The organism is Pelagimonas sp. KU-00592-HH, from assembly GCF_040369695.1.
In the GTDB taxonomy this organism is placed as follows: domain Bacteria; phylum Pseudomonadota; class Alphaproteobacteria; order Rhodobacterales; family Rhodobacteraceae; genus Shimia.
Genome location: NZ_BAABWM010000002.1, coordinates 576,390 through 590,244 on the forward strand (window position 1 = coordinate 576,390; position 13,855 = coordinate 590,244).

The 13,855-nt window shown below is 62.6% G+C and carries 15 protein-coding genes; 5 read left to right on the plus strand and 10 right to left on the minus strand.

The features are described from left to right. Positions 1–83: 83 nt before the first annotated feature. Positions 84–236, minus strand: coding sequence for a hypothetical protein (locus ABWV42_RS09895; protein ID WP_255103564.1), 153 nt, complete (start codon positions 234–236; stop codon positions 84–86). 111 nt (positions 237–347) lie between these two features. On the opposite strand from ABWV42_RS09895, the gene gcvA reads away from it, so the two are divergent. Together gcvA and yddG are read left to right on the plus strand one after the other, a co-directional pair. Further along, positions 348–1,298 (plus strand): transcriptional regulator GcvA, encoded by a 951-nt coding sequence (gene gcvA / locus ABWV42_RS09900; protein ID WP_255103565.1) that lies wholly within the window; start codon positions 348–350, stop codon positions 1,296–1,298. Continuing rightward, positions 1,295–2,158 carry an aromatic amino acid exporter YddG gene (yddG, locus tag ABWV42_RS09905; protein WP_353339968.1) on the plus strand — a complete coding sequence of 288 codons (864 nt, stop codon included), beginning with the start codon at positions 1,295–1,297 and terminating at the stop codon, positions 2,156–2,158. The genes gcvA and yddG overlap by 4 nt, the downstream gene beginning before the upstream one ends. Here the strand turns inward: yddG and ABWV42_RS09910 are convergent. The 3 genes from ABWV42_RS09910 to ABWV42_RS09920 all read right to left on the minus strand — a co-directional run bounded on the left by ABWV42_RS09910 (position 2,155) and on the right by ABWV42_RS09920 (position 3,552). Beyond that, positions 2,155–2,325 carry a YdcH family protein gene (locus ABWV42_RS09910; RefSeq protein ID WP_255103568.1) on the minus strand — a complete coding sequence of 57 codons (171 nt, stop codon included), beginning with the start codon at positions 2,323–2,325 and terminating at the stop codon, positions 2,155–2,157. The two genes, yddG and ABWV42_RS09910, sit on opposite strands and share 4 nt — an antisense overlap. Before the next feature lie 257 nt (positions 2,326–2,582). Further along, positions 2,583–3,332 carry a tRNA1(Val) (adenine(37)-N6)-methyltransferase gene (locus ABWV42_RS09915; RefSeq protein WP_353339969.1) on the minus strand — a complete coding sequence of 250 codons (750 nt, stop codon included), beginning with the start codon at positions 3,330–3,332 and terminating at the stop codon, positions 2,583–2,585. Positions 3,333–3,336: 4 nt separating this feature from the next. Further along, positions 3,337–3,552 (minus strand): putative signal transducing protein, encoded by a 216-nt coding sequence (locus ABWV42_RS09920; RefSeq protein ID WP_255103573.1) that lies wholly within the window; start codon positions 3,550–3,552, stop codon positions 3,337–3,339. A 56-nt stretch (positions 3,553–3,608) separates the two neighbouring features. Here ABWV42_RS09920 and ABWV42_RS09925 point away from each other — a divergent pair, with 56 nt between their 5' ends. Further along, complete coding sequence (locus ABWV42_RS09925; protein WP_353339970.1) at positions 3,609–4,610, plus strand: polyprenyl synthetase family protein; 1,002 nt, start codon at positions 3,609–3,611, stop codon at positions 4,608–4,610. Here the strand turns inward: ABWV42_RS09925 and ABWV42_RS09930 are convergent. From ABWV42_RS09930 to ABWV42_RS09945, 4 genes are all read right to left on the minus strand, one after another. After that, a complete protein-coding gene (locus ABWV42_RS09930) occupies positions 4,603–5,415 on the minus strand; it encodes a 4-(cytidine 5'-diphospho)-2-C-methyl-D-erythritol kinase (RefSeq protein WP_353339971.1) in 813 nt (270 codons plus the stop codon). The genes ABWV42_RS09925 and ABWV42_RS09930 overlap by 8 nt on opposite strands. Beyond that, positions 5,405–7,114: a tetratricopeptide repeat protein gene (locus ABWV42_RS09935; RefSeq protein ID WP_353339972.1), complete on the minus strand. Its 1,710-nt coding sequence runs from the start codon at positions 7,112–7,114 to the stop codon at positions 5,405–5,407. The genes ABWV42_RS09930 and ABWV42_RS09935 overlap by 11 nt, the downstream gene beginning before the upstream one ends. A gap of 123 nt (positions 7,115–7,237) precedes the next feature. Further along, positions 7,238–8,452, minus strand: coding sequence for an MFS transporter (locus ABWV42_RS09940; RefSeq protein ID WP_353339973.1), 1,215 nt, complete (start codon positions 8,450–8,452; stop codon positions 7,238–7,240). Positions 8,453–8,564: 112 nt separating this feature from the next. Next, positions 8,565–10,211, minus strand: a complete 1,647-nt coding sequence (locus ABWV42_RS09945) for an electron transfer flavoprotein-ubiquinone oxidoreductase (RefSeq protein WP_255103582.1) — start codon at positions 10,209–10,211, stop codon at positions 8,565–8,567. Positions 10,212–10,584: 373 nt separating this feature from the next. On the opposite strand from ABWV42_RS09945, the gene greA reads away from it, so the two are divergent. Together greA and ABWV42_RS09955 are read left to right on the plus strand one after the other, a co-directional pair. After that, complete coding sequence (gene greA, locus ABWV42_RS09950) at positions 10,585–11,055, plus strand: transcription elongation factor GreA (RefSeq protein WP_255103585.1); 471 nt, start codon at positions 10,585–10,587, stop codon at positions 11,053–11,055. 33 nt (positions 11,056–11,088) lie between these two features. Beyond that, the gene (locus tag ABWV42_RS09955; protein ID WP_353339974.1) at positions 11,089–12,111 is read left to right on the plus strand and encodes a hypothetical protein; all 1,023 of its coding nucleotides are present in this window, start codon (positions 11,089–11,091) and stop codon (positions 12,109–12,111) included. On the opposite strand, the gene ABWV42_RS09960 is transcribed toward ABWV42_RS09955, so the two are convergent. After that, a complete protein-coding gene (locus ABWV42_RS09960) occupies positions 12,108–13,367 on the minus strand; it encodes a molybdenum cofactor synthesis domain-containing protein (RefSeq protein WP_353339975.1) in 1,260 nt (419 codons plus the stop codon). The two genes, ABWV42_RS09955 and ABWV42_RS09960, sit on opposite strands and share 4 nt — an antisense overlap. Beyond that, on the minus strand, positions 13,364–13,855 hold the full coding sequence (gene mobB, locus ABWV42_RS09965) for a molybdopterin-guanine dinucleotide biosynthesis protein B (RefSeq protein WP_353339976.1): 492 nt from the start codon (positions 13,853–13,855) through the stop codon (positions 13,364–13,366). The genes ABWV42_RS09960 and mobB overlap by 4 nt, the downstream gene beginning before the upstream one ends.

The window sequence follows — 13,855 nt, forward strand, 5'->3', positions numbered from 1 at the left end:
TCCGCATCAGACACGAAAACGCAAAGGGCCGGTCCAGCGACCGGCCCTTTCCTTTTGCACCGTAAGTGTTCGGCAATCCGAACTCAGCGGCACGGCTCCGTAAGAACCGGCTGGTTCAGCGGAACATTGCGGGATCGGAACACCCAGGCCAGGATCTGGCCAAACACCTTGGCACGTTCCTCATGGGCCGCCTGCATGGCAGCGTGAATGCGGGGATTTGCGGTCGCTTCAGTCATTTCCAGGCCTCCTTGGGCAAGCATCATTGAACTGAAACCAATATGAGCCTTAGCAGAAAAACCCACAAACGAGACTTTTCAGGCATTCAGTTAAGCTGTACTTAAGTGAATATGTCCGATCGTCTCCCTCCCCTGACAGCCCTGCGCGCCTTCGAGGCCGCCGCGCGTCACATGTCGTTCGCCAAGGCCGCCGAGGAATTGCACGTCACCCCGGCAGCGCTGTCCTTCCAGATCAAGTCACTTGAGGATCACCTTGGCGCGCCGGTTTTCCACCGCCTGAACCGCGCCGTGGAACTGACCGAGGCTGGCCGCGCCCTTGCCCCTGGCGTTACCGATGGGTTCCAGTCCCTCAACACCGCCTGGCGCAGTGCCCAGCGCCTGACAAACGAGGTCACGCTGATGGTCACCGCCGGCCCTGCGTTCACCGCGAAATGGCTGGCACCCCGTTTCTATGAATTTGCCCGCGCGCATCCCGACATCGACCTGCGTTTCTCGGCCACGCTGCGCAATCTCGACTTTGCCCGTGACGAAGTTGATGTCGCCATCCGCTTCGGTCTCGACCAACAGGACCCGGGCCTGTGGATGCACCCGCTGGCTGGCGAATGGGTGGTGCCCGTGATGACACCGGACATGGCAGAGCGTTTCCCGACGCCCGAGTCCCTGCGCAACGCAACCTTGATCCACGACGAATCCATCGCCTTCCTGCGCCCACAGGTGGATTGGGCGGCATGGTTCCGCTTGATGAACCTCGACATAGACGCCGCACACGGCCCACGCTTCAACGGCGCAGATCACTCCATCGACGCGGCCCTTGCCGGCGCGGGAGTGGCCCTCGGTCGTCGTGCGCTCGTGGTCAAGGACATCGACGAAGGCCGCCTTGTCGCGCCATTTCCCCATGCCATCGGCCTACAGGCCCGTTTCCGCTTCCTCTGCCGCGAGGGGACGGAAAACCGCCCGCATATCGCGGCCTTCCGCGAATGGATGCTTGACGAAATCGCCAAGCTGACGCCAGTTACCGAGGCACTGACCATCACCCCGATCGAGGACATCCCCCCGCCATGACCCGCACCCGCGCAACTGCCATTGGTTTCGTTGCCGTCCTTCTCTGGTCGCTTCTGGCCCTGTTCACCGTGGGCACGGCACCGGCCCCGGCGCTTCTGCTCAATGCGATCTGCTTCAGCATCGGCGGCACCATTGGCCTGATCTGGACATGGCGCACCGGCGGATTCGCCAAACTGCGGCAGGTCAGCTGGAAAATCTACGCCTTCGGAACACTGGGCCTGTTCGGCTACCACGCCCTCTATTTCAGCGCGCTGCGCCTTGCCCCCGCCGCCGAAGCCGGGCTGATCGCCTACCTCTGGCCGCTCCTGATCGTGCTGTTTTCGGGCCTCCTGCCCGGTGAAAGCCTGCGCAAGGGCCACCTGCTCGGGGCGGTTTGCGGCTTTCTCGGCGCGGCCCTGATCATTCAAGGCGGCAGCGGCGGCTTCAACGCCGAGGCCCTGCCCGGTTACCTGCTCGCCCTGCTCTGCGCCCTCACATGGTCCGGCTATTCCGTCCTGTCGCGCCGCATCGGCGACGCACCCACCTACACTGTCGCCGTCTTCTGCGTGGCAACCGCCATCCTCTCGGCCCTTATGCACATCGCACTGGAAGACACCGTCTGGCCCGCAGGAACCCTTGGCTGGGCCTCCGCAATCGCCCTTGGCCTTGGCCCTGTTGGCCTGGCCTTCTATGTCTGGGACATCGGCGTGAAACGCGGCGACATTCAGCTTCTCGGCACCGCGTCCTATGCGGCTCCGCTCTTGTCGACATTGGTTCTGGTGGGGGTTGGGATCGCCGAGCCAACCTGGATGCTATTGGCGGCGACCGTCCTGATCACTGGCGGCGCGGTCATTGCCGCGCGCGCCAGCCTGAAGGCTTAAGCCGAGACCGAAAGACGCTCGATCTCTTCCTTGAGCTTGAGTTTCTGTTTCTTCATTTCAACAATGTCGAGATCGCTCGAACCGGGCGAGCGTTGTTCATTTTCGACTTGTTCCGAGAGGGCTTCGTGTTTGCGTTTCAATTCTTCCAGATGCGAGCTCACGCTCATAGGAGTCCTCCTCTCAATTGAGTTTTTTATCAGCCAGACCAGTGCAGCACACTTTTTCCGGTCTGTCACGCGGCAAGCGCATCAATTTGGCGACACTAAGTGGATTTGTGCCGAAAAACCTGCCGCCGTCATGAATCTTTCGTAGAAACCTGCCGCAAATAGCCTTGTTTCCTTGGGGATTCGCACAACTTCTTCTGACGCGAAGCCGAGCCATTAAGCCACAGAATACCGGCTTTCAAAACAGTGCAATCCTGCCCTCAAAGCGGGAAAGCCAGCGCCGCACCATCCCGCAAAACGGCCCGGACGGGTTTGGAATAGTCCTCGCCATCCTGCAAATGCGCCGCGCCCTCGTGCAACATCAAGGGCGCATGCAGACGAAACGCAGCCCGCCCGCCCTTGCGCCCGCGCACCAGAACAAGGTTGGCCTCTCGCCCCGCGCGCGCCTGCATGGGCAGTACCTGAAGCGATCCCAACCGCCCCTGCATGGCCCCAAGCAGATCGGGCAGCCGCTCGGCCCGATGGATGAAGGTGGCAAATCCCTTCGGCGCCAACCGCCGCGCCGCCACATCCACCCACACCTCAAGCGGCGTATCCTCGCCCATCGCCACCTCGCGCCCGGCATCCGTGGCCGCGGTGCTGGCCTTCCGGTCAAAATAGGGCGGGTTGGCAATCACGTGATCAAACTGCCTCTGCCGCAAATCCGCTGGCATATCCGACAAATCACACGTCACCACGTCCATCTGCTGCCCGTTCGCCTGTGCGTTCTCGCGCGCCAGATCGGCATAAGCCGCCTGCACTTCCACACCGAGAATCGAAAGATCAGCCACCCGCCATCCAAGACACAAGGATGCCGTACCAACCCCGCACCCCAGCTCCAGCACCGATTGTCCGGCCCGCGCAGGGACCGACGCCGCGAGCAACACCGGATCAACGCCGGCCCGATATCCCCGCGCGGGCTGGCGGATCGTCACCCGTCCATCGAGATAGGCATTCTCGGTGGTCTCCATCGCCTCAGCGCCCCAGGGGAATATCGTTGTCGCGCATCGCCCGTTCGGCGGCGGCAAGGTCGTCCGTCCGCACCATCAGCCGACGCTGGAAAACCCCGATCCCGCCTTCCAGAACGCTCATATTTACGTCCATTTCAAAGCAGTCTATACCCTCCCCTCGAAGGAGTGCTTGGGCAAAGGCGATGATCGTCGGGTCGTTGCTACGCAGAAGCTCTTTCATATCTGGGGATGTAAGGGCAGGTCCGACCCAATGTCGAGACCTGTGACAGGGAAGTGATGGGTTTGGATCAAGCTGCCACAAAACCGCATGAGGCGCTCAGCGCCCTTTTGGCCTCTGAACTTGAGGCTGTGAACACACTCATCACGGAACGGATGGCCAGCGAACACGCCCCCCGAATTCCCGAAGTGACAGCCCACCTTGTCGGGGCCGGTGGCAAGCGCCTGCGCCCGATGCTGACCCTCGCGGCCGCCCGCCTCTGCGGCTATGACGGCCCCTACCACATCCACCTCGCCGCCACCGTGGAATTCATCCACACGGCAACCCTGCTGCACGATGACGTGGTCGACGAAAGCGCACAGCGCCGCGGCCGCCCCACCGCAAACCTCTTGTGGGATAACAAGTCCTCGGTTCTGGTCGGTGACTACCTGTTCTCGCGCTCGTTCCAGCTGATGACGGAAACCGGTTCGATCGACGTGCTGCGCATCCTGTCGAACGCCTCGGCCACCATTGCCGAAGGCGAGGTGCTGCAACTCACCGCCGCACAGGACCTGCGCACCGACGAAAGCATCTACCTGCAGGTGGTGCGCGGCAAGACCGCCGCCCTGTTCTCGGCCGCAACCGAAGTCGGCGGCGTCATTGCCGATGCCGATCCGGCCCATGTTCAGGCGCTGTTTGATTACGGCGACGCGCTTGGCATTGCCTTCCAGATCGTCGACGACCTGCTCGACTATCAGGGTGACACCAAGGCCACCGGCAAGAACGTGGGCGACGATTTCCGCGAACGCAAACTGACCCTGCCAGTCATCAAGGCCGTGGCCAAGGCGGACGACGCCGAGCGCGCCTTCTGGGTCAAGACCATCGAAAAGGGCAAACAGGACGACGGCGATCTCGAACACGCGCTGTCACTGCTCAACAAGCACGACACCCTGTCCGCCACCCGCGAAGACGCGCTGGCCTGGGCGGCCAAGGCAAAAGACGCCATCGCCACCCTGCCCGAGCACGAAATCCGCAGCCTGCTGATTGATCTGGCCGATTACGTGGTGGCCCGCGTCAACTAAGTTTGGTCGCCACAACCCACCAATCGGGGTTGTCCTCGGCAATACGCAGCGCCGCCTCACGGGCGGCGTTTTGCGTTTCATAGATCCCGAAACATGTCGCGCCCGATCCGGACATCCGCGCCAGCAGCGCGCCGTCCAGCGCCTCAAAAACCCTGTCGATCACCGGCTCTACCACCCGCGCGGGCGGCTCAAGGTCATTGCGCTGTGTCGCCAGCCAGTCGCAGAACGATGCCACATCCAATCCGGCAGGGATCGCCCCCATCGGCGGATTGTCCTTTGTTGCCAGCGCCTTGAAAACGGCTGGCGTGGGAACCTCCACGCGCGGATTGACCAGAACCGCAGGCAACTCCGGCACATCCGCCACCGGCGCAATCTCTTCTCCGATCCCGCGCATCGTGGCAGCCCGCGCCAGCGTACAAACCGGCACATCCGCCCCAAGGGAAAGGCCGCGATCTGCGGGCATCTCCGCACCAAGCATCTCGCAGACCGCCCACATCACCGCGGCCGCATCGGACGATCCACCACCAATTCCCGCCGCCGCAGGCAGGTGCTTGTCAAGCGTGATACGCGCCTCTGTCCCCAGCGCCTCGACCGCACGCCAAACAAGGTTGCGGCCATCCGTCGGCACCCCTTCGGACAGGGGGCCGGTCACATGCAAAGACATCTCACCGGGCGCACAGGTCACCCGATCACCGACATCGGCAAACACCACCAGCGAATCCAGAAGGTGATAGCCATCTTCGCGCTGGCCGGTCACATGCAGGGTCAGGTTGATCTTGGCGGGCGCAAATGCCTCAGTCGCCATCGGCCACCTTCAGGGGCGCTGCGCCCTCTTCCTCGAGCACCAAATCAAGCCCCACTTCCAGCTTGCGGCGGATGCGGTCCGGCTTGGCCTCTTCCTCGGTTTCTTCATCCACGAAAGACAGCGCGCGCCGCCACTGGAACTCGGCTTCCAGCACCCGGCCAACAGCCCAGTACACATCGCCAAGGTGATCGTTCACCACCGGGTCCACCGGCATCAACTCGGCCGCCCGCTCCATGTGCTCAACCGCCTCTTCATAGCGGCCAAGGCGATACAGCACCCAACCGAGACTATCGACGATATAGCCACTGTCCGGCCGCGCCGCCACGGCACGCTCGATCATGTCCAGCGCCTCGTCCAGCTTGATCTGCTTCTCGACCAGCGAATAACCAAGATAGTTCAGAACCTGCGGCTGCTCCGGGCGCAGCTCAAGCGCCGCGCGGAAATCTGCTTCGGCCTTGTCCCACGCGCCCGTGCGCTCATGGCAGATGCCACGGGCATAGAGCAGGAACCACTTTGAATTGTCGGCCTCGTCCGCAAGGTCCAGCGCCCGGTCATAGGCTTGGGTTGCCGCCTCATAGTCGCGCTGCTGGCGGAACAGATCGCCAAGCGAGGAATGCACGATCGACAACTCTCCGTGGCTGCGGGCCAGTTGCTCCAGCACCTCGATCGCGGCCTCGTCCTTGCCGGACCGCCGCAAGGCATCCGCCCGCCCAAGTTCCGCCGCGTGATACGACGGGTGATCCGCAGGCACTTTCTTGTAGGTCTCTGTCGCCAGCTCGTACCGGCCCAGTTCCTCAAGCAATCCTGCGGTCAGCAAAAGCGCCTCGAAATGATCCGGGCGCAGGTATTCGGCCGCCCGCGCATAAAGCAGCGTATAATCCGGCGAGGCCTCATGCTGGAGCGCGTTGCCGATGCTGTAGAACACCTCGGCAATCCCGTCCGTGGCACTGCGGATATAGGTAAAGGGGATCATCTTGCCCGAGGTCAGCGCATCATGTGTCGCCCGCAGGCTCGGGTCCAGATCGCCGCCGAACATGTCGTCAAGCAACTGGATCGCGTCGGCATTCCGGTCAAGCTGGCTCAGAACTTCCGCCATCGCCATCACCGCGCGGCGCGTCAGTTGAACCGCCCCCTGCCCTTCGTTTGAAAAAATCTCGTTCGCGCCCTCGTAATCCCCGACCGATGCCAGCGCGAGGGCCTTCTGGTAGGCCGCAAACCCCGCAAGACCCGGCTCTTCGCCAACCTGATCGAACGCGGCTAGCGCCTTGGAGATATCGCCATCACCAAGATGCGCCCAGGCCTTGATCAACCCATCCGCCAGCGGGCCGATGCTCTTGCCATCCTCGATCGCCGCCAGAAGGTTCGAAAACTCGCCCCGCTGTGCCTGCCCCGTTGCCAGAACAAGATTGGCCAACTGGCTCTCCTGCTCCTCGGCCACAAGTTTGCGCGCAATCGGCATCGCCCCGTCCAGCCGCCCAAGCGACAGGTAGGCCAGCACCGCACTCTCAAGGATTTTCGGGTTCGAAGGATCACGCGCCAGGGCCCGCGCATAATAGCGCGCCGCCGCCTCGTAGTCGCTCGCAAAGGCCGCTTGCCGCGCTGCAAGGTAACTGCCCGACAACCCGTCGGCAGCCACCGGAATGGCCGTGGTGGCCAACAGCAGGGAAAGGGTAAGTTTGCGGATCAGGGTACTGGACACGGGCGGCTCCTTCAAAGGCACGTCCCGCAAAAGGTACTCACCCGACCAAGGCTGTGCAATGGCACAAAGCCGCAGATCACGCGGGTTTCACCTCTTGCGATGCCAGTTTCGGCACATCCACGCTCACCCCAGGGATGTGCGCGCCCTGGCAATGCCCATGGCCATCACCCCCGAGGCCAGAAGGAAATATCCGGCAACACCGAAAAACTGCACCTCAAGCCCCACGCCAATGTCGATCAGCCACCCGGTCAGCCCCGGCCCGATGGCCGACCCAAGCACCATGACAGCCGCCGCAAGCGCCTTGATCGCCCCGATATGGGCCGTGCCATAGAACTCGGCCCAGAAGGCCGCGGGCAATGTGGCATTCGCGCCGGTGGTCATCGCGAACAGAACAAAGCCAACCGCCATTGCCCCCGGTCCATAGGCCACTGCAAACACGAGGAAGGCCGCGACCATCGGCAGTTGGAAATACGGCATCAGCCGCCCCGTCCCCACCTTGTCCAGCGCCCAGCCCGAGGCAATCATCGCCGCAATCGACACCAGCGTATAAAGCGGAAAGAAGGCCACAAGCTGCACGTGGCTCCAGCCCTTGATCTCGGCAAAATGCACCTGGTGAAAGAAGAACGCCGTGACAAAGGCCGATGGCCCCAGAACCGAAGGCACAAGGGTCCAGAACAGGGGATGGCGCAACGCCTCGCGCCGCCGCCAATGCCGCCCCTCCATGCCGGTATTGCTGTCCCCCTTGGCAAGCATCTGCGGCGTGCGTTCCTTACCCAGAAGCCAGAACAGGATCGGCCCGCCCATCAGGCACAGCACCGCCCCGATCAGCCACAGAAGCCGCCAGTCGAACAGCGCCATCAGTGCCACGAAGATCAGCGGCAACAGCGCCTCGCCCATCGAGAACCCCAAGGTGGCAATCGACAGCGCCCGCCCCCTCTGCGCCACGAACCAGCGCGCCATCGCCACCACCGCGATATGACTGCTCATCCCCTGCCCGAAGAACCGCAGGGCAAAGATCACCACGGGCAGCAGCGCCGCATAGGGGTTCACGGCCATCGCCACACAGGCCAGCGCAAGCCCGACAAGGATCACCGGCCCAAGGCTGCGCACCCGGAACACATCGGTCAGGCTACCGGCCCAGACCATGACCAGCGCCGAGAGCGACGTCCCGATCATATAGAGGCCGCCCCACTCCCCGTGGCTCAGATCAAAGGCCTCACGGATTTCACCGGCGAAGATCGAAATGAAGAAGGTCTGCCCGAAACTCGACAGGAAGGTCAGAAGCACCCCGACCGTCAGATAGGGGGCATTCTCGAAAAGAAAGGCACGCATGTTCATCGGCCAAAGCGTTGCCCCGCGCCCCGAGTCGACGCAAGCAGAATGTCACCGCCATCAGGGCAAAGAAAAAGGGCCGCCCAAAAGCAGCCCTTCCCCCAAGATCCAAATCGGATCACATGTTCGGATAGTTCGGGCCGTCGCCACCCTGCGGGGTGACCCAGGTGATGTTCTGGCTCGGGTCCTTGATGTCACAGGTCTTGCAGTGAACACAGTTCTGGAAGTTCACCACGAACTCGGGCTGGCCGTCTTTCTCGACGACCTCGTAAACGCCCGCCGGGCAATAGCGCTGCGCCGGTTCGTCGAATTTCGCAAGGTTCACGTTGATCGGCACCGAGGCATCCGCCAGGCGCAGGTGGCACGGCTGGCTTTCCTCGTGGTTGGTCATCGCGAAGGACACGTTGGTCAGGCGGTCAAACGACAGCTTGCCATCGGGCTTGGGATAATCGATCGGCTTGTGCTTGTCGGCGGCTTCGGTCGAATCCGCGTCGTTCTTGCCGTGACCCAACGTGCCGAACAGCGAGAAACCAAGCGTGTTGGTCCACATGTCCAGACCACCCAGCGTCAGCGATGCCATCAGGCCCCACTTCGACCAGATCGGCTTCACGTTGCGCACTTTCTTGAGGTCTTTGCCGATGGCGCCGGTACGAACTTCTTCTTCGTAGGCGGTCAGCTCATCACCCGAACGGTCAGCCTTGATCGCTTCAACAGCCGCTTCCGCCGCCGCGATACCAGACAGCATCGCGTTGTGGTTGCCCTTGATGCGCGGCACGTTGACCATGCCCACCGAACAGCCCAGCAGAGCCGCACCCGGAGCCACCATCTTCGGCATCGACTGATAGCCACCTTCCGAGATCGCACGCGCGCCATAGGCCACGCGCTTGCCGCCTTCCAGCAGCTCGGCAATCATCGGGTGATGCTTGAGGCGCTGGAATTCCATGTAGGGGAAGAGGTGCGGGTTCTTGTAGTTCAGGTGAACCACGAAACCGATGTAAACCTGGTTGTTGTCGAGGTGGTAGATGAACGAGCCACCACCAGCATTCGAACCCAGCGGCCAGCCCATGGTGTGGGTAACGGTGCCTTCCTTGTGCTTGGCCGGGTCGATCTCCCAGATCTCTTTCATGCCTACACCGAACTTCTGCGGCTCTTTACCCGCCTGAAGGTCGTATTTGCCGATGATTTCCTTGGCCAGCGACCCGCGCACACCTTCCGAGATGAACACGTACTTGCCGTGCAGCTCCATGCCCGGTTCGGTGTTCGGGCCGATCGAGCCGTCTTCTTCCAAACCGAAGACACCGGCAACAACGCCTTTGACTTCACCGTTGTCACCGTAGACCAGTTCCGAACACGCCATGCCGGGGAAGATTTCCACGCCCAGCTCTTCCGCCTGCTCCGCCATCCAGCGGCAGACGTTGCCCATCGACACGATGTAGTTGCCGTGGTTGTTCATCAGCGGCGGCATCGGGAAGTTCGGGATGCGCACTTCGCCGGCTTCACCCAGCATGTAGAAGTTGTCTTCTTTCACCGGCACCGTGATCGGGGCACCCTTGTCCTTCCAGTCCGGAATCAGCTTGTCGAGACCGCAGGTGTCGAGAACCGCACCCGACAGGATGTGCGCGCCCACTTCCGAGCCCTTTTCAAGGACCACGACGTTCAGGTCGGCATCCAGTTGCTTCAGACGGATCGCCGCCGACAGACCCGCAGGGCCTGCACCGACGATGACAACGTCATATTCCATTGCTTCGCGTTCGATCTCGGACATCCGGCTTCCTTCCTCGAGTGGCTGGAGAAATATTGTTTCGCAGTTGCTAGCGCGTCTGGGAACAAAACGTCAATCGGAACGCGACAGGAAAGTGCCGTTTAACGGACAGAACGCTGGGGAATTCGACAGTTTTTTCCTCCGTCCGGCTCAGGGAAGCTCCTGCTGCACGTGAAAACGCTCCAAATTGCGTGAATCACCGTATTTTTACGGTCTCCCGCCTTTTGAGCAGCCCCGCACCGAAACCCGGATGCCGCGACGCAGAAAGTCCGCTTTTACTTGCATTCACATTCGCGTTTGGGTCAGGTATTTGCACCGCTGAATTCCGAGGTCTGCGCGCCACGGACGCAAGAACAAGAAAGTGTGATAGCAACTCATGGAAAAACTCCCGATGACGCGCGCCGGTTTCACGGCGCTGGAAGCGGAACTGAAACATCTGAAGTCGGTCGAACGCCCCGCCATCATCGAGGCCATCGCCTCGGCGCGTGAACTTGGCGACCTCAAGGAAAACGCCGAGTATCACTCTGCCCGCGAAAAGCAGGGCTTTATCGAGGGCCGCATCAAGGAACTCGAAGGCGCGATTTCGCTGGCCGATGTCATCGACCCGACCACGCTCTCCGGCTCGATCAAGTTCGGCGCCACCGTCACCCTTGTCGACGAAGACACCGACGAGGAAAAAACCTGGCAGATCGTCGGCGAAATGGAAGCCAACGTTGAAAAGGGCCTCCTCAACATCAAGTCGCCCATCGCGCGCGCGCTGATTGGCAAGGAAGAAGGCGACAGCGTCGAGGTCCGTACCCCCGGCGGAGAAAAAAGCTACGAGGTGCTTGAGATCGCCTATAAATAGGGGATCGGCACAAGCGAGGTGACAGAAACCGGCATGAGCGACAGCACCGGCAAACAGACCGAGACACATCTCGACATCAACCGGCAGCCGGCACCCAAGTCGGTCACCGGTGTCGAGGTGATCGCGCTGGTGCTCAGCCTTGTCTGGCTTGGCGGGTCCGCCGCCTTCTTTCTGACCCTTGGCTCAGGCACGGCAGAACCCGATGCCCTGCGTTTTGTCATGACGTTGGTTGCGATCTTCATGCCGGTCGCGATGATCTGGGTGGCGGCCACCGCCGCCCGCTCAAGCCGTGTCATGCGCGAGGAAAGCCAGCGCCTTCAGGCCGCCATCGACGGGATGCGCCGCACCTACGTGAGCCAGCAACAGGGGTTCTCGCAGGCGCACGAACCCACCGTTCAGCGCAAGCTTGACGAGATCGCCGCCGCGCAGCGCAAAACCGAAACTGCACTCGCCACCTTCACCACCTCGCGCAGCAACGACCGCGATCGCGGCATCCGCAAGCCGGTGGAAACGCCCGTCGTGGAACAGATCGCCGAAGATCAGGGGCTTCTCGCCCTTGGCACCCCCGCCGAAGACCTGACCCCGCCGCTGGAACGCGAGGATTTCATCCGCGCCCTGAACTTCCCGGAAAACGCCGAGGACAAGGACGGCTTTGCCGCCCTGCGCCGCGCCCTCAAGGATCGTCAGGCTTCGCAGCTGATCCAGGCAAGCCAGGACGTGCTGACCCTCCTGAGCCAGGATGGCATCTACATGGACGATCTGCGCCCCGATCCGGCCCGTCCGGAAATCTGGCGGCGCTTTGCCAGCGGCGAACGTGGTCGCATCATCGCCCAACTGGGTGGCGTGCGGGATCGCTCGTCCCTTGCCCTGACCGCAGGCCGCATGAAACAGGATCCGATTTTCCGCGACGCCGCGCACCACTTCATGCGCCGCTTCGACAAGACGTTCGTGGAATTCGAAGAGGCCGCCTCGGACGCCGAAATCGTCGCCCTTTCCGACACCCGCACCGCCCGTGCCTTCATGCTGCTGGGCCGGGTCGCGGGGATTTTCGACTAAAGACCAAACCCCTCGTAAGGAATGAACGTGACCGGCGTGCCCGGCGCAATCACAGCCGCCTCGTCCGGCAATTCCACCAATCCCGTCGCCCAGGACAGCCCCGAAATCCGGCCAGACCCTTCCGACTGGAACACCTCGACCGCCCCATCCACAAGACGTGCGCGCAGATACTCGCGCCGCCCCGGTTTCTTGTTCTTCGAGAACGCCGCCGGCAACAAAAGGCGCATCGGCTCTTGCCAGCCCTGCCCCGCCAAAAGGCCCATTGCGGGCCGCGCGAAAACCAAGGTGCAGACCATCGCCGCCACGGGGTTGCCCGGCAGGCCGAAAACCGGCGTTCCCTGCCAGAGACCAAGCGCCAGCGGCCGCCCCGGCTTGATCGCAATCCGCCACAGGGTCATTGATCCGGTCTCGTTCAGCAGCGCCGAAAGGTGATCTTCATCCCCCGCCGAAGCGCCGCCCGACGTCAGGATCACATCCGCCCGCGCTGCCGCCCCGTCCAGAAACGCCGACAGTTTCGCGCGATCATCGGGCGCGCGGCCCATGTCCACGGCCTCGAACCCGAACCGCCGGATCATCGCACAAAGCATTGGACGGTTGGCATCGTAAATCTGGTCCGCCCGTGCCACGCTACCCGGTTCGGCCAGTTCATCGCCGGTCGAGACAACCGCCACCCGCAACCGCTTGCGTACCTGCACCTCGGCCGTGCCCGTGGCCGACAAAAGCGCCAGATCGGCCGGTGTCAGGACCCGCCCCATCGACAGGATCACATCGCCTGCCGCCACATCCTCACCCGCCTTGCGGGTGTTCGCGCCATTCTTCAACGGCCCGTGAAAGGCAATCTCGGCCCCGTTGGTCGTCACATCCTCCTGAAGGATCACCGTGTCCACGCCCTCCGGCAGGGTCGCCCCGGTCAACACGCGCACCGCGTGACCCGCGGGCAAGACACCGTCAAATGGCGCACCCGCCGCCGACCGCCCGTCGACCAGCGGCAGAACCTGCGGTCCCTCGACAATATCGGCATGGCGCAAACCATAGCCATCCACCGCCGTGTTCGGCTGCGGCGGGTTCGACCGCGCGGCCACCACGTCTTCGGCCAGCACCCGATCCAGCGCCGCATCCAGAGACACGGTTTCCATACCCGTCACCGCATGCAACCGCGCCTGCAACTCTGCCAGCGCCTCATCCACCGGCGTCCAGTGCGTACCCGGCGGCAGGGCAAAACAATCGTTCTTGAGTGGCGGGGGGGTCAGGGTCACAGGCCAACCTCCTGCAAAATGAAATCGGCCACTGCGCTGGTGTCATCCAGATCGAACTGCACCCGATCGATATCGAGCGGCGTATCGGTGGCAATGGCGCGCACCGTATCGTTCTCACGCGCGATCAACGGGTTTCCGGCGGCTTCGCGGTAGGCTTCGACCTTGGGATGCGGTTCGCGCTTGAACCCCTCGATGAGCACAAGATCAACCGGCGACATCCGCGCCAACAGCGCCTCCAGCGAAGGCTCCTCGGCACCGCGCAACTCGTGCATCAGCGCCCAGCGTTTGCCCGAAGCCAAAAGAACCTCCTGCGCCCCGGCATCGCGGTGGCGATAGCTGTCGGTGCCTTTCTGGTCCACGTCGGTGGCGTGATGGGCGTGCTTCAGCGTCGACACGGTGAACCCGCGCCCAGTGATCTCGCTCACCAGACGCTCCATCAACCCGGTCTTTCCGGCATTCTTCCAGCCGGTCACTCCGTAAATCTTCAT

Excerpts from the sequence above, each read along its gene's own strand:
- ABWV42_RS09895 (WP_255103564.1), bottom strand. The coding sequence starts at position 236 with ATGACTGAAGCGACCGCAAATCCCCGCATTCACGCTGCCATGCAGGCG.
- gcvA (WP_255103565.1), top strand. The coding sequence starts at position 348 with ATGTCCGATCGTCTCCCTCCCCTGACAGCCCTGCGCGCCTTCGAGGCC.
- yddG (WP_353339968.1), top strand. The coding sequence starts at position 1,295 with ATGACCCGCACCCGCGCAACTGCCATTGGTTTCGTTGCCGTCCTTCTC.
- ABWV42_RS09910 (WP_255103568.1), bottom strand. The coding sequence starts at position 2,325 with ATGAGCGTGAGCTCGCATCTGGAAGAATTGAAACGCAAACACGAAGCC.
- ABWV42_RS09915 (WP_353339969.1), bottom strand. The coding sequence starts at position 3,332 with ATGGAGACCACCGAGAATGCCTATCTCGATGGACGGGTGACGATCCGC.
- ABWV42_RS09920 (WP_255103573.1), bottom strand. The coding sequence starts at position 3,552 with ATGAAAGAGCTTCTGCGTAGCAACGACCCGACGATCATCGCCTTTGCC.
- ABWV42_RS09925 (WP_353339970.1), top strand. The coding sequence starts at position 3,609 with ATGGGTTTGGATCAAGCTGCCACAAAACCGCATGAGGCGCTCAGCGCC.
- ABWV42_RS09930 (WP_353339971.1), bottom strand. The coding sequence starts at position 5,415 with ATGGCGACTGAGGCATTTGCGCCCGCCAAGATCAACCTGACCCTGCAT.
- ABWV42_RS09940 (WP_353339973.1), bottom strand. The coding sequence starts at position 8,452 with ATGAACATGCGTGCCTTTCTTTTCGAGAATGCCCCCTATCTGACGGTC.
- ABWV42_RS09945 (WP_255103582.1), bottom strand. The coding sequence starts at position 10,211 with ATGTCCGAGATCGAACGCGAAGCAATGGAATATGACGTTGTCATCGTC.
- greA (WP_255103585.1), top strand. The coding sequence starts at position 10,585 with ATGGAAAAACTCCCGATGACGCGCGCCGGTTTCACGGCGCTGGAAGCG.
- ABWV42_RS09955 (WP_353339974.1), top strand. The coding sequence starts at position 11,089 with ATGAGCGACAGCACCGGCAAACAGACCGAGACACATCTCGACATCAAC.
- mobB (WP_353339976.1), bottom strand. The coding sequence starts at position 13,855 with ATGAAGATTTACGGAGTGACCGGCTGGAAGAATGCCGGAAAGACCGGG.